Source organism: Pseudoalteromonas sp. MMG006, assembly GCF_018101025.1.
Lineage (GTDB): Bacteria > Pseudomonadota > Gammaproteobacteria > Enterobacterales > Alteromonadaceae > Pseudoalteromonas.
In genome coordinates this window covers 30,316-44,331 of sequence record NZ_JAGJEJ010000025.1, presented here as the reverse complement: position 1 = coordinate 44,331, position 14,016 = coordinate 30,316, and the positions used below count along the sequence as shown (strand labels likewise).

Here is a 14,016-nt window from a genome sequence, read left to right as displayed (position 1 = left end):
TACTTAAAAATACAAAAGCCACCTAATCGGTGGCTTTTTAAAGTAAGCTTATCAAATCAATTAGATTTTAGTTAACCAACCATGTTTGTCTTCGCTTTTACCCCATTGAATATCGTTCAATGCTTGGCGTAAACGAGCTGTAGTTGGGCCTGGCTCGCCAGTACCTACTTTGTATTCTTTATCGTTATGAATGAACGTACCCACAGCAGTAAGTACCGCAGCAGTGCCCGAAAGCGCAGCCTCAGTGCCTGGTTTAGCTGCTCGCTCTAGTAGCTCAGTAACGCTAAAGTTACGCTCGCTCACCGTCATACCTAAATCTTTGGCTATGGTTAAAATACTATTACGCGTTACACCATGTAAAAACGTGCTATCAAGCGCTTTAGTAATAATTTCGTTGCCATCAATTAAAATAAAGTTAGCTGCGCCGGTTTCTTGTACGTCGCCACCTGGGCAAAATAAAATTTGATCTGCTTGATACTTTTCACGTGCAGCACTAATTGGGGCTAACGCACTGGCGTAGTTACCACCACTTTTAACCATACCCATATGAGGTGCGCAGCGCATGCCGTCTTCTTCAAGTAACACTCTTAGTGCAGTTGCACCGCCTGCAAAGTAATCGCCTACTGGCGATAGTAGCGTGTACAAAATTGAGCTCATAGAAGGTGCTGCCGCTTTACCAATTGCAGCCTCAGTGCCTATGTGGGTTGGGCGAATATACATAGAGCCCGGTGGTAATGGCGTTTCGTCTGCGTATTCGCGCACTATATCTAAAATCATGTTTTTTAACATATCGCCATCAAAACTAGGTAAGCTCAACAAAGCCGAGCTTTGCTGCATACGGGCAATATTTGCATCCATTCTAAAAATATAAACAGAACCATCTTCACGACGAAAGGCCTTTAAGCCCTCAAAACATGTGCTTGAATAATGAAGAACGTGCGCACCAGCATGAAGTTCAAGTTTATCGGAAGGGACAATTGAGCTTTCGCTCCATTGGTTATCAGAAAAACGAGCTTGAATCATCTGCGGCATAAACACGGTACCAAATGCGGCCATTTTAATCTCTCTTGTGTGGTCTATTTTTCTCCATTGTATGACATTCACACATCATTTAACCATAGCTAAAGTAAGGCTTTTTTAATTAACCAAAAGAATTTTTTGCAAGTGCTGTTTATAAATTAAACACATTACTAACCGCATACAAAAAAGCCGATTAATATACACTTATTAATCGGCTCCTTAATGGCACATTATTTATTTGAACGAGTATCTAATAATACGTTTTAATACCGAGCTATACTGCTTAAAAAAGCCACCTGTATGGTAATCAATACCATGCTTTTGCATAACAGCTTGTACCTGTGGTGCCACTTCTTGATAGCGCGACGATGGCATATCAGGAAATAAATGATGCTCAATTTGACAGCTCAAATGCCCCGTTAAAACATGAAACCAATGCGACCCTTTAATATTAGACGAGCCCAACACTTGGCGATAATACCACTGCCCTTGGGTTTCGTTTATACAGTCTTCTTCTTTAAAGGTTTCGGTCTCTTCGGTAAAGTGGCCACAAAATATTATGGTTGATGTCCATAAATTACGAATTAAGTTTGCCACTAAATTCCCCGCTAACACCCATAAAAATAAAGGCCCTGCAAGTAATGGGAATACCGCATAATCTTTAATTAACTGACGAGCGCCCTTACTAAAAAAACGTTGTTTTAAAGTCGCGTGCGATACACCCCCTTCGCGGTTTTCTTTCTTTTTACCAATAAACACGCGTTCAGCTGCCAGTTCGTGATACGACACCCCCCACTGAAACAGCACACTTAAATTAATATACGTAAAAAACTGCCATACATTTTTAAAGCGCCACTTAAAGTCATCACTTAAACGTAAAAGCCCATAACCAAAGTCCCTGTCTTTGCCAATAATATTAGTATACGTATGATGCTCAAAGTTATGTACGCGGTGCCAGCTTTGCCCGTCACAGGCTATATCCCACTCATAATGTTGTGAGTTAAGCTGTTTGTCGTTCATCCAATCGTATTGGCCGTGCATAACGTTATGGCCAATTTCCATATTGTCTAAAATTTTAGCAAGCGCTAATAACAGTACACCAGCAACCCACAGTAATGGCTGAATAAAACCAAGCATAAGTAAAATTCGCCCGCTCCATTCACACACTCGCTGTTTGCGTACAACAGAGCGAATGTAATCAGCATCCTGTTGCCCTACTTTGCCAAGCGTATCCATTTTTATAGCATCTAAATCGCTTGCAAGCTGATCAAAGTTTATATTTTTCATAATTGTAACTCCAAGTCGCTAACAGGTTGGCTTACACAAAGTTGAATTAATTGCTCGCCGTTATCACTCAGTTCACCTGTTTTTAAATTGCGCACCACGCCTGATTTTTTAATACATTGGCATTGATGGCAAATACCAATACCGCAGCCACGTTTGACCGGTAATTGTTTTACTTCAAACTGAGGCAATAAGGCATTATTGGCGCTTACTACATAGGCGCTGCTATTAACCTGCACATTAAATTGGCTGTCGTCGTTTAACGTTGGCAGTGCTAAACCAAATGCCTCTTGGTAGTAATTTAAATCGTGCTTTATAGCAAAATCACTCACCGTTTTCATAAAGCCCGCTGGCCCACAACAGTATATATCTGGATTTTCCCATACATTAATGTTGCGAGTAATATCGCCTGACTGTTCACGCGTTAACAGTAAAAAAGAAAAATGTGAAAACTTGCCAGCAAGTTTACTTAGCTCATCGACACATTGATGCTCTGTGGCTTTAGCAAAATATATTAACGACACTTTTTGCGACGTAGTATTTAAATGCTCACTAAGCATGGCAAGCATTGGGGTTATACCTGAGCCACCAGCAATAAAAGTTGCTGCTTTTTGCGTGTTTTTGTAAATAAACTCACCACTAGGCGCCGAAATATTACACCACTCACCAACTCGTAGAGCACTGCTTAAAAGGCGTGTAAAGCGCCCTTGCTCATTAGTTTTAATTAATAAACGCACCAATCCCGTTGTTTTAAATTGCTCGGGGCTTGAGGCAACCGTAAATACCCGCGTGAGTAACCGGCCATTAATTTCTACGGTTAAACTAATATGTTGCCCAGCAGTATGTGCCTTCCAATGTTTACTTGGTTTAAGTAATACACTTAAAAAACTGCCATTAAATTCATTTATTTCAGCAACCTGCGCTCTAATTAAATTAGCGCGCCATGCTGGTTTAAAAGCTTGCATGATAGGTTCTATGTAACCGGCAAAACTTTGATGGTGTAAAAACCATTTAGAAAATTGGTTTAATACCTGAGTCATCATCATGGATAAATCTCTACTTAAACTAAATTACTTTGACCGTACACGTGTACGCTCAAACTTCAGCGCACAAGTGTACGCTCAAAAATATTAATTTCAACTGTATTAGAGTAAATATTCAACTTTTTTCTAGTGATACACTTCTAGTCTATTTTTAATTAATTAAAATATAAGCGTACATTTATCATTCAACTCAAGGCTTAACAAAATTGTTTATCCCATGTTAATGTATTAAAGAACGGACTAATTTTTGGAAGCATAATGATAAATTTAGCGTTACATAATACATTTACTAAGCTAGTAATTGCGGGTTTTGCTGCCTCTGCCCTCACAATGTCAGCATCAGCTAAAGCAATAGATTACAAAAGCCTAGACTCACTTTCTTTAAACACTAAAGCAGTGACAATCGCAGAAAATGTAATCATACCTTGGGCTATTGAACCTTTAGCCAATGGTGATTTATTAATATCTGAGCGCAGTGGTGCATTATTTTTATTACCTAAAAATACCACCACATTAACTAAGGTTTCTGGGCTACCTATAATAGACGCAAATGGCCAAGGTGGATTGCTTGATTTAGCACTACATACCGACAGTAATCAAAATCAGTGGTTGTACTTTAGTTACTCAAGCAGTCAGGGCACAGGAAGTGGAAGTAACACCGCTATTATGCGCGCCAAGCTAAGTGATGATCATACGCAGTTATCTGATCAGCAATTACTATACAAAGGCGAACACAACAGTACTAAAGGCCAGCACTACGGCAGTCGTATTGTGTTTGATGACGAAGGTTATGTTTATTTTTCAATTGGCGATCGCGGTGCGCGTACTATAAACCCACAAGATCTAACCCGCGATGGCGGTAAAATTTATCGCTTACACGAAGATGGTCGTATCCCAAGTGATAATCCGTTTGTTAAACAAAAAAATGCAAAGCATGCAGTTTGGTCCTACGGGCACCGTAATCCACAGGGCATGTGGTTTGATAAACAAAATAATATTTTATGGTCTCACGAACACGGCCCTCGTGGCGGCGATGAGCTTAATATAATAAAAAAAGGCGCTAACTACGGATGGCCTGTTGTAAGTTATGGCGTTAATTACAGCGGCACCAAGTTTACAGACCTTAAAGAAAAAGACGGCATGCAATCACCTGTATTACACTGGACTCCTTCTATTGCCCCATCCGATATGTTGTATGTAACGAGTAACAAATACCCAAAGCTGAAAGGTAAGCTATTACTCGCATCTATGAAATTTTCTTTTATTAGCGCACTGGAACTCTCAAAGGGTAAAGTTGCTAAGCAATATAAAATACTCGATGGAATTGGCAGAGTACGCAGCCTAGCTCAAGGCAGCGATGGTTTTATTTATTTAGGTATTGATGGGCAAGGTATTAAACGCCTAGAGCCACAAACTTAAATTCCTTAAACATAAGCCTCTTAAACATCAAAGTATAATAAATACAGCGTTTGCCTTATTTAATAAGGTAAACGCCTTGCCACTAAAAGAACTATTTATCTCTTTGTAGCGTAGGATAGACTCATAACTGCTATTTATTAAAGAGAGTCACCATGTTTTCAATATTCAAATCAGACCCAACAAAAAAACTCCGCAAAGAGTACGACGCAAAATTAGAGCAAGGCATGCAAGCACAGCGCAAAGGCGATATTAAAAGTTACTCCATGCTAAGCGCAGAAGCCGAAAAAATCTGGAGTGAAATAGAAACTCTAGAGGCTAAAAAATCCAAATAATACCAATCGTGTTAAGTTATTAGACATTTATAGCAACGGATAAATAAAGTGATAACAAGGCATAAATTTCGATATGTAGTTGTTCTACATGAAAAATTTATAACGCCGTTAACGCTTTATTTAGCACGTTAGAAAGGCTAAATATTTAAGTCGATTGGTATAAACATCATGTCTGCCCTGTTTAAAATGAAGGAAGACGCGTTTAGTAAATAATCTATAACCTCCTTTTTACAGCTTCCAAACCCTAAACCACCTTTTATAATACGCCTACACAAATAAGTGTACTTAAAGCGGTTACTTGCATTATCGCCACCGTTTTTTAGTGAATATTAAATGATTTAAAATCGAGTTTGGTTTTCATTTTAAATATTTAATTGCTGCATTTATGTACCGCGCTGGCGTTTTTCCTTCTAAGTCAGAAAATGAGGATGCTTTCCTCTTTTCTGCATATTATTAAAAGAACAGCCCGACTTAAAGTTTAATACTCGCAATGTGTTACAGGATTTGTTATTAATATTAAAAAATAATTAAGAGGACATACTTTGCTCACAAAAAGAGGAAAGTGTCCTCTAATAAAGTTGTTATATCGCTGTAAACATCGCCTGTCGCCCCACTGTCGTGTGAATTTCGTAACCGACAATCGATTAAAACATGGATAGTTTCCTCTCACATTGGTAAGGAGCCCAAATGATAGTCAAACGTCTTAGAGAAAAACGAAACTGGTCACAAGAACAACTTGCCACGTTAAGCGGCTTGAGTACTAGAACTATTCAACGAATTGAAAGTGGAAACAAGGCCAGTATAGAATCTCTTAAAGCCCTTGCCTCTGTGTTTGAAATTGACATTTCTAAACTTAAAGAGGAAATTATCGTGATAGACAAAACATCTAAAGAATGGAACAAAGAGCCGTTATGGGTCAGGTTTTCGTTTTGGGGAGTAAAAGCAAGAAAGCAAATTATTATATTAGAAATGATGACGGTGCTCTTGGGCCTATTAACTTGGTTCATAAAACCCGACGTTATCGCAACGCCGGCATTCTTTCTTCTAGCTTATATCTTTTCCAACATGAAGCATTATATTGATACGAAGAAATATTGGTGAGTAGCGATATAACAACTCAATAAACGCTCTCACTTCGTTCGCTGGGACGCATACACGCGGGGCGGCTTCGCCATTATGCCCCACGTGCCTGCGCCCGTTATTGAAAAGTTAGCAGTCAGGAGAAATATTTGAAACTTGCGCTCTTCGATTTTGATGGAACAATAACGACAAGGGATACTTATACAAAATTTGTAATCTCGAACGCGAGTATTTTTAGGATTATTTTAGGAGGTTTCCTCCTTTCCCCTTTAATACTTCTTAATAAGCTAAAATTACTGCCATCCCCTTTATTAAGACCCGTAATTACAAAATTAGCATTTAAAGGAACTAAGGTTGATGACATAAATCAGAGAGCACAAGCAATTAACAACAATTAACAAGACACCCATCTAAAATTTTGCACTTTTCGAAGTTAGAGGCTAGCCTTTATTTAGTGCAAAAAAAAGCAGGGGGTCACATGGCAATTGCAAGAAAGCGTCAAGTAAGTTTGGTTGATACAAAATATTATCACTGTATTTCGCGTTGCGTGCGCCGCGCATTTTTATGTGGTGAAGACCACTTTACAGGTCAATCTTACGAGCACCGCAGAGGCTGGGTTGAAGATAAACTGCTTGAGCTAGCTAAGGTATTTTGTATTGATGTATGTGCTTATGCCGTTATGAGTAACCACACTCATTTAGTGCTGTATGTTGATGATAAAAAAGTGAATCGATTAAATGATAAAGCGATTATTATCCGCTGGCATAAACTCTGTAAAGGCACTGTACTTACGCAAAAATACATACAGAGTGAAAAGCTAAGTAAAGCTGAGCTTATCTTTTTCAATCAAACGGTAAAGGAATATCGAGAGCGCCTATCAAGTATTAGCTGGTTTATGCGATTATTAAATGAAGACATTGCGCGCAGAGCAAATAAAGAAGATAACTGCACTGGCAGGTTTTGGGAGGGACGCTTTACGTCTCAAGCATTATTAGATGAAGCAGCACTTGCCGCTTGTATGGCGTATGTCGATTTAAACCCAATTAGAGCTAAAATGGCTAACACGCCTGAGGAATCAGACCACACCAGCGTTAAACAACGACTAACATACGCAAAAAAAGTCAAACAACCAAAACAACTCCTTCGCTTTGCAGGCATGCCACGTCAGATAATGCCAAAAGGACTCCCGTTTGAGCTTAAATCGTACCTTGAACTTGTTGAATTAACAGGGCGTTGTATACGAGAGGATAAACGCGGTTATATTAAAAGTACACACTTACCCTTACTCGAAAGAGTTAATATTTCCCCCGAAAACTGGTTAAAGCTTACAACCCAATTTACGCGCGTATTTCATGGCGCAGTTGGCAGGCCAGCCTCACAAGCAAGTTATTGTGAAAACTTAAAGCGAAAGCGGCGAGCGAATATCAGTAACTGCGAAAAGCTATTGGCATAAAATTTAAACTACTCAGTAATAAATCACAACTGCATCATGCAGTTATTACGATGCGTGTCATTTAGGTTTAAGCCTGGTAATGAATTATTTTATGGATGAAAAGCAAGTAACCGAGTAGTAAAAGATAAATTCTTAACCTAAAAAGTGAATCTAGCCTAGATTGACTTTATTTTTTCGGAGTGGCTGTCTAGTTTAATCTTTCCGTCTAGTTTAATCTTTCCTGTTTTAAAAGTAGGAAGATGCGTTTAGTAAATAATCTATAACCTCCTTTTTACAGCTTCCAAACCCTAAACCACCTTTTATAATACGCCTACACAAATAAGTGTACTTAAAGCGGTTACTTGCATTATCGCCACCGTTTTTTAGTGACTATTAAATGATTTAAAATCGGATTTGGTTTTCATTTTAAATATTTAATTGCTGTATTTATGTACCGCGCTGGCGTTTTTCCTCCTAAGTCAGAAAATGAGGACGTTTTCCTCTTTTTTGCATATTATTAAAAGAACAGCCCGACTTAAAGTTTAATACTCGCAATGTGTTACAGGATTTGTTATTAATATTAAAAATAATTAAGAGGACATACTTTGCTCATAAAAAGAGGAAAGTGTCCTCTGATAAAGTTGTTATATTTCTAAGGAACTCTCGTGATTAATCATATTAAACGTAAGCGTAAAAGAATGGCGAAAGTTCAGCGACGTTCATATTCTCCTAAGTTACAAAATACTAGAAGTACTATTTATAAACACCTAATTGCTGATAGTTACTCGGATAAAATTTTATCCCATCTTGATGCTGGTTTTGAGAAAGATCTATTTTTAGCAACCCTAAGAAATTTGTCAGACCATGGGAACCCTGTTCGGTTTAATAATTTTGCTTATTGTATGAGGGAGATTATTGGGATAATACTTGCCAAGTATTCAAGTGATGAAGATATTAAGAAATGTAGCTGGTACATTAAACCCTCGGATACCGAAGTTACAAGATTACAACGTGTTATTTATGCTGTCTGCGGAGGAATGGATGTAGAGTACGTAAGAAGCACGATCTTAGAAATAGAAGAAGACGAAGATGATGTTTTAAGTGAGACATTGTCTGGTTTTAGCAAAAAGTTTAATCAATTGAGTAAATTCACTCATGTTAGGTCATCTAAAAACTTCAATATAAGTGATGATAAATGTGAAGAGCTTTCTAAAGCTGTTTTAAAATTGACGAGCGATATTCTTTCTTTAATCGATGATTGTCGTAAAGAAATTCAATGGAAAATTGATGAGCAAGTAAGTGATACAGTCATCGATATATCAGTACAATCTACAATGGATGGGTTAGATATATTATCCACTCACGGAATGGTTAATTATATCGATTTGGACGAGTATTCTGTCAGTGGCATAACTAGTCAATCAATTGAAATAGTTGGAAGTGGAACTGCTTATTGTATTTTAGAATGGGGTTCTAGATCTGATATGAGAAATGGTGATGGGGCGTCAATTGAAACTGATTTTCCTTACAATTTCACTGCACATGTATCACTAACTAATTTGGATGATGTTCACATACCAGAAAACCATATGGATATTGATAATAGCTCATGGTATGAATAGAAATATAACAAGCAATTTAACTGGAATAAAAACGGCGGGCATCGCTCCGCGATTATAGCCCACCAATTTTATCCAGTTAATGTGGGCGTTAGGGCTCAAACCCGCGAAACTTTCTGAACAGGAAATAAACGATGAAGGACTGGTTTAAAAACAGGCTTAACGGATTGAATGGCTATCTTGATCAAAAGTACCCTGATTTTGAAGCCATTTTCACTGAGTCCGATGGAGACAAAAAAAGCCTAAGTCTCAATAAGGTATTATTTAAAGTACTTTCGTTCGCAGTGTTAAGTGCTGGTTTGTTGTTAATAATTAACTTGGCATTGATAACGTTCACTGATCGAGGTGGAGTGTTTGGTGATTTTTTAGGTGGAGTCCTAAATCCGATACTAACTTTCTTTACGCTGTTCGGTCTAATAGCCACTATTGTGATTCAGCGACAAGAACTCCGTTTGGCCCGCCATGAATACGAAAAGACTGCTGATGCTCTTAGCACACAAGCTATCGAAACGACTTTTTTCAATATTCTGGATCTGCACCATAAAATTGTAGATAACCTAAAGGTTGATCTAGAAGAATTAAGTTATAAGAGTAAGGGTGAAAGTTTATCCTCTAAAAAAACTAAAGTTGAAGGACGAGCTGTCTTTGAGGAAATTTTGACCTTCTTATCTGTAGAGGCAAAAACACCAGATGATGCTTTGGACCGCTATAAAAACCTTCAGAAACATCACAATCACATACTAGGTCACTATTTCAGGAACCTATATCAAGCCCTTAAAATTATTGATGGTTACGAAGAAAATAAATTGACCTACGAAGAAAAGAGAAAGTACTCAAGCATACTTAGAGCACAACTTTCTACGAAAGAACTAGCGTTATTATTTGTTAATTGTCTAGAGAGTGTGTCAGATTCAGGGCAATTTAAAAACCTTCTGGTGGAGTTTCAAATGTTAGAGCACCTGCCAATACAAAAGCGCAAGGATGGCTATTCATTAGCTGGATCTAAAGTAGCAATAGCTAGTGAAGACATGCTTTTGCAGTACAAAGAAAAGAAGGAGGTAGGCGTTAATCTGAAGAAGTACTATGGTGGGGCTTTCGGCACTAACGGCGGCGTGCCCTATAATCTCAGCCCTAACAAATCAATGCAGCCGACCGCTGACGCTTCGGCTGATTGAGGCGTTATGTTTCAAAAGGAGTCCAGTGGATATCGAACATTTAAAACTAGCACAGAAAGTCATTGAGCTTTCTGGTGGAAAAGATGCACTGAATGCAGAAATGGATCGTAAGCTCTCGCTAATAAACGAAAAATGGAATCAAGATGTAGATGCTATAGGAAGAATTTTAAGGTCACACCTTTTTGTTGAACACTTTCTAACTGAGTATCTTATTGCCCTAAATCCAAATCTTGGTGATTTAAAGGGTACGCGTTTAACCTTTTCACAAAAATTATCACTTGTGGAAAATCATTCTAACGAAACCAAAGAATTGGCGAGTGGCATTAGAAGGTTAAACACAATACGTAATCAATTGGCACATCGATTGGAAGCCAAAGTAACTGACCAAGATAAAGAGTCGCTGTTATCACTTCATTCATTTCGTTATCTCCGAGAAGCGTTAGCAAAGCCTGATGTTCCAAGTTCTGATAACTTAGTAGTTTTAGAGGACTTTGCTAAACATGTAGGTTCTCGTTTGGCATCATTAGCAGATCCAGAAGACTTATCAGCAAGAATATCTCAAGCTATGTGCGAATTGGCAGTTGAAACATAACAAGAAATTAAACAAGGACAAAAACAGTTGGTTTTTGCTCCTTCGTCGCTTATTTTAACCAACTATTTTTTGCCTGTTAATTAGGCGTTAGGTTTTCAAGATGGAATTAGAGCAAGTCAACGGTTATCTTTCCAAACTCGAAGGTCCTGCTGACATAGAAAATATATCAGTAGAGAAGTCCGATGTTACGGGATCATTGTTAATAAAATTTAATGGTGATACTGGAACCAAAGATGATGGTGAAATAGAACTAGAGTTTTATGGTGTTGATTCATTGTGTCTTTCATTTCGCCTATTAGCTCCTGCAAAACTAGAACAATCGAATGAACTAGCGGCAAATGTATTAGATTCTAATTATCTTGAAAACGAGCTCAATTTCTACCAACTTACTGATGATGTAGGTGCTAAATGGTGGATTTGCGCTAAAGGGTTCAAGGCAAGGTTATTGCCTGTCTATTACGGGTAAAGAAAACCTAACAAGAACATTAAACGGAATTTGCTCTTCCCCCCATTTATTAGGTATCACGATTATTTTTACCATACACATTCTCAGGGTTTATTTGCATTAGCAATGCGGGGTTGTCTATTGGCTTAAATCCGTATTGTGCATAAAGCCCATGCGCATCAGAAGTGGCTAATAAAAAACGCCTGAGACTTTGCAGCTCAGGGTGCTCAACTATCGTTTTAACCAGTAACTTACTCAGCCCATTACCTTGTAAGTGCGGTGAAATAAAAACATCGGCTAAATAGGCAAAGGTTGCTTTATCGGTCACTACGCGGGCAAAACCCACTTGTTCGTTATGAGCGCTGTAAACACCAAAGCACATTGAGTTATCAATCGCTTTTTGCATCACGCTTTTAGGTATTCCTTTGGCCCAATAGCTATTAGCAATAAAGCTATAAATAACGCTAAAGTTAAGTTTGCTTTTGTCAGTGCTAATCGTGAAATTGTGGGTATTTACAGCCATAATCTATAGCCTTTTAGTAATAAAATTTGAATCAGTAATCTTTAACATTTTTTAGCTGTTTATCGTGTACTTTTGAAAGCAGCAATAATGAGCAAATAGCGCCAAGTAACGCAATTCCCATATCAGATTGAGTATCCCATACGTACCCTTGCGTACCTAAAAATGCTTCTGCGTTTTCACCGCTTAATACTGCAACCCACCACTCTATTAGTTCGTAAAAAGCACTAAATGCTAAACATATCGATACAACAAACACATTTAGCCAGCCTTTACCATTTACTACGTTTTTACGTAGTAATATTTCACGCGCTAATAATGCAGGCACAAACCCTTGAAAAAAGTGCCCTACTTTGTCGTAGTTATTGCGCTCACTGCCAAGTAAGTTATCAAACCAAGGAACTTCGGCGTAGGTGTAATGCCCGCCAACCATTAGCACAATACAATGCGCTAGTATAAAGCCATATAAAATGGGGGTGAGTTTAAAGTGCTTATAGCTGCTTGCCATAAGCACTAAACCAATGATTGCGGGGATAACTTCTAGCAGCCAAGTAAACTGATCTTTTGGGTTAATTCCGGACCAAATCAATACAATAAAAAACAGGCCAAGCCATAAATACTTCATTTAGAATCCTTGTCTAAACTGATCAAATTTACAGCATTTTATATCTCTAAATCGTCCGGTGCTACCTATAGTTTGTTTTAGCGGTTAATCGATTAAATAAGCGAGGAAAAAACCGTTTAATGGTCGGTGCCCAGCCGCTTAAGCCTTTGCCAACAATCACTTCGTCTTTTTTATTATCAATTGCATGGAGCATTTTTTTAGCGGCTACGCTTACATCCATACCATTTTCTATTGAGTGCTCTGGCTTGTTTTGCGCTATTCCTTGCTCGTTTAACGAATTATGTGCAATGGCTGTTTTAATAGAGCCGGGGCAAATAGTTAAGCAATGAATGTTATGCTCAGCAAGCTCTGCACGCAGGCAATCCATAAAACCCACTACCGCATATTTAGAGCCTGAATAGCCCGTTCTAAATTTAGAGCCTACTTTACCCGCAACACTACTAATAGAGACGATTGAACCGCTTTGCCTTGCTACCATACTAGGTGCTACCGCCTTGGTAAGTGCAATGAGGCCAAAGTAGTTAACCTCCATCAACTGGCGGTAAACAGTAAAGTCGTTTTCTAAAAATAAGCTGCGCTGCGACACCCCGCCGTTATTAATTAAAATATCGATAGGAGGTAATGTGTCGAGTAAATCAGTAACCTGAGCCAAAACTGCCTCAGGCGCTGACAAATCAAGAGGCACAATACTGTGCCCATCACCGTGTAAACTTTGCTTTAGTTCGTTAAGTTTATCAACGCTTCTAGCAGATAAAATAACGTTGGCACCCAGTGCTGCAAACTGTATTGCGAGCTCCTTGCCAATTCCTGATGATGCGCCGGTGATCCACACGGTTTTATTATTATAATGCATAAGCACCTGTCATTAATTTTTATTAGTTAAGCCTTTGTAGGACCTGCTATGTTGTTAACTTCATTTTCTAAGGTTTTATAAAAACCCATTAAAAATAACAGCTCAGCAGTTACATATAACGGGCCAATTATTAAACCGATTAAATCATCTACAAACGCCGGTTTTTTACCTTCATAATAATGGCCAATAAACTGCAGCACCCAACCAAACACAAACACGCCCACACCAATACTTAACCAAGGCCAAAAAGCCATAGCGGCAATGGGCTGCGCTGCAACTAGCAGTAGCGTAAATAGTACGCCCATAATAAACCCAAGCGAAAAGCTCAGCATAAAATAATAAACAACAGAGGCGAGTACAAACAGCTGTGCGCCATCAATCACTGCACTACCAAGCGGAATTTGAATGCGTGCCAATAAACACAGCGCTGCAAATACAATAAGCGGAATACCAAAAAAGTGAGTGAGCACATTACGTTTAGAGCGATGGTACGAACCATAGGTACCTAGTTGTTGTTGAAGGGTTTTCATTGTTTTGCCTTTATTTTTATATATAAAACTTACTTTAGCAAAAGTAA

General features: G+C 38.4%; 15 protein-coding genes. 8 read left to right on the top strand and 7 right to left on the bottom strand.

Annotation, left to right across the window (positions count from 1 at the left end):
- Positions 1-60 precede the first annotated feature (60 nt).
- The 3 genes from J8L73_RS17555 to J8L73_RS17545 form a co-directional block, all read right to left on the bottom strand.
- Positions 61-1,062, bottom strand: coding sequence for a branched-chain amino acid aminotransferase (locus J8L73_RS17555; protein ID WP_348771991.1), 1,002 nt, complete (start codon positions 1,060-1,062; stop codon positions 61-63).
- Between the two features lie 192 nt (positions 1,063-1,254).
- Complete coding sequence (locus J8L73_RS17550; protein ID WP_211019010.1) at positions 1,255-2,307, bottom strand: acyl-CoA desaturase; 1,053 nt, start codon at positions 2,305-2,307, stop codon at positions 1,255-1,257.
- Complete coding sequence (locus J8L73_RS17545) at positions 2,304-3,347, bottom strand: FAD-binding oxidoreductase (RefSeq protein ID WP_211019015.1); 1,044 nt, start codon at positions 3,345-3,347, stop codon at positions 2,304-2,306. Before J8L73_RS17545 ends, J8L73_RS17550 begins: the two co-directional genes overlap by 4 nt.
- 258 nt (positions 3,348-3,605) lie before the next feature.
- Here J8L73_RS17545 and J8L73_RS17540 point away from each other — a divergent pair, with 258 nt between their 5' ends.
- From J8L73_RS17540 to J8L73_RS17505, 8 genes are all read left to right on the top strand, one after another.
- Positions 3,606-4,766: a PQQ-dependent sugar dehydrogenase gene (locus J8L73_RS17540; RefSeq protein WP_211019008.1), complete on the top strand. Its 1,161-nt coding sequence runs from the start codon at positions 3,606-3,608 to the stop codon at positions 4,764-4,766.
- Between the two features lie 152 nt (positions 4,767-4,918).
- Positions 4,919-5,098 (top strand): DUF6435 family protein, encoded by a 180-nt coding sequence (locus tag J8L73_RS17535; protein WP_211019006.1) that lies wholly within the window; start codon positions 4,919-4,921, stop codon positions 5,096-5,098.
- A 687-nt stretch (positions 5,099-5,785) separates the two neighbouring features.
- Positions 5,786-6,199, top strand: coding sequence for a helix-turn-helix transcriptional regulator (locus J8L73_RS17530; protein WP_211019004.1), 414 nt, complete (start codon positions 5,786-5,788; stop codon positions 6,197-6,199).
- Between the two features lie 457 nt (positions 6,200-6,656).
- Positions 6,657-7,631, top strand: a complete 975-nt coding sequence (locus J8L73_RS17525; RefSeq protein ID WP_211019002.1) for a transposase — start codon at positions 6,657-6,659, stop codon at positions 7,629-7,631.
- 644 nt (positions 7,632-8,275) lie between these two features.
- Entirely contained in the window at positions 8,276-9,232 is a 957-nt protein-coding gene (locus tag J8L73_RS17520) for a hypothetical protein (protein ID WP_211019000.1), read from the top strand.
- 131 nt (positions 9,233-9,363) lie between these two features.
- Positions 9,364-10,404: a putative phage abortive infection protein gene (locus tag J8L73_RS17515; protein WP_211018998.1), complete on the top strand. Its 1,041-nt coding sequence runs from the start codon at positions 9,364-9,366 to the stop codon at positions 10,402-10,404.
- A 25-nt stretch (positions 10,405-10,429) separates the two neighbouring features.
- Positions 10,430-10,996: a hypothetical protein gene (locus J8L73_RS17510; protein ID WP_211018996.1), complete on the top strand. Its 567-nt coding sequence runs from the start codon at positions 10,430-10,432 to the stop codon at positions 10,994-10,996.
- Positions 10,997-11,096: 100 nt separating this feature from the next.
- Positions 11,097-11,462 carry a hypothetical protein gene (locus J8L73_RS17505; RefSeq protein ID WP_211018994.1) on the top strand — a complete coding sequence of 122 codons (366 nt, stop codon included), beginning with the start codon at positions 11,097-11,099 and terminating at the stop codon, positions 11,460-11,462.
- A gap of 49 nt (positions 11,463-11,511) precedes the next feature.
- On the opposite strand, the gene J8L73_RS17500 is transcribed toward J8L73_RS17505, so the two are convergent.
- From J8L73_RS17500 to J8L73_RS17485, 4 genes are all read right to left on the bottom strand, one after another.
- The gene (locus J8L73_RS17500; protein ID WP_211018993.1) at positions 11,512-11,964 is read right to left on the bottom strand and encodes a GNAT family N-acetyltransferase; all 453 of its coding nucleotides are present in this window, start codon (positions 11,962-11,964) and stop codon (positions 11,512-11,514) included.
- 31 nt (positions 11,965-11,995) lie between these two features.
- Positions 11,996-12,586, bottom strand: a complete 591-nt coding sequence (locus J8L73_RS17495) for a DUF2238 domain-containing protein (RefSeq protein ID WP_211018992.1) — start codon at positions 12,584-12,586, stop codon at positions 11,996-11,998.
- 61 nt (positions 12,587-12,647) lie between these two features.
- Complete coding sequence (locus J8L73_RS17490) at positions 12,648-13,439, bottom strand: SDR family oxidoreductase (protein ID WP_211018989.1); 792 nt, start codon at positions 13,437-13,439, stop codon at positions 12,648-12,650.
- A 26-nt stretch (positions 13,440-13,465) separates the two neighbouring features.
- Positions 13,466-13,969 (bottom strand): Mpo1-like protein, encoded by a 504-nt coding sequence (locus J8L73_RS17485; RefSeq protein WP_210999572.1) that lies wholly within the window; start codon positions 13,967-13,969, stop codon positions 13,466-13,468.
- Positions 13,970-14,016: the final 47 nt, after the last annotated feature.

Excerpts from the sequence above, each read along its gene's own strand:
- J8L73_RS17485 (WP_210999572.1), bottom strand. The coding sequence starts at position 13,969 with ATGAAAACCCTTCAACAACAACTAGGTACCTATGGTTCGTACCATCGC.
- J8L73_RS17540 (WP_211019008.1), top strand. The coding sequence starts at position 3,606 with ATGATAAATTTAGCGTTACATAATACATTTACTAAGCTAGTAATTGCG.
- J8L73_RS17515 (WP_211018998.1), top strand. The coding sequence starts at position 9,364 with ATGAAGGACTGGTTTAAAAACAGGCTTAACGGATTGAATGGCTATCTT.
- J8L73_RS17530 (WP_211019004.1), top strand. The coding sequence starts at position 5,786 with ATGATAGTCAAACGTCTTAGAGAAAAACGAAACTGGTCACAAGAACAA.
- J8L73_RS17535 (WP_211019006.1), top strand. The coding sequence starts at position 4,919 with ATGTTTTCAATATTCAAATCAGACCCAACAAAAAAACTCCGCAAAGAG.
- J8L73_RS17505 (WP_211018994.1), top strand. The coding sequence starts at position 11,097 with ATGGAATTAGAGCAAGTCAACGGTTATCTTTCCAAACTCGAAGGTCCT.
- J8L73_RS17500 (WP_211018993.1), bottom strand. The coding sequence starts at position 11,964 with ATGGCTGTAAATACCCACAATTTCACGATTAGCACTGACAAAAGCAAA.
- J8L73_RS17495 (WP_211018992.1), bottom strand. The coding sequence starts at position 12,586 with ATGAAGTATTTATGGCTTGGCCTGTTTTTTATTGTATTGATTTGGTCC.
- J8L73_RS17545 (WP_211019015.1), bottom strand. The coding sequence starts at position 3,347 with ATGATGACTCAGGTATTAAACCAATTTTCTAAATGGTTTTTACACCAT.
- J8L73_RS17550 (WP_211019010.1), bottom strand. The coding sequence starts at position 2,307 with ATGAAAAATATAAACTTTGATCAGCTTGCAAGCGATTTAGATGCTATA.
- J8L73_RS17490 (WP_211018989.1), bottom strand. The coding sequence starts at position 13,439 with ATGCATTATAATAATAAAACCGTGTGGATCACCGGCGCATCATCAGGA.
- J8L73_RS17525 (WP_211019002.1), top strand. The coding sequence starts at position 6,657 with ATGGCAATTGCAAGAAAGCGTCAAGTAAGTTTGGTTGATACAAAATAT.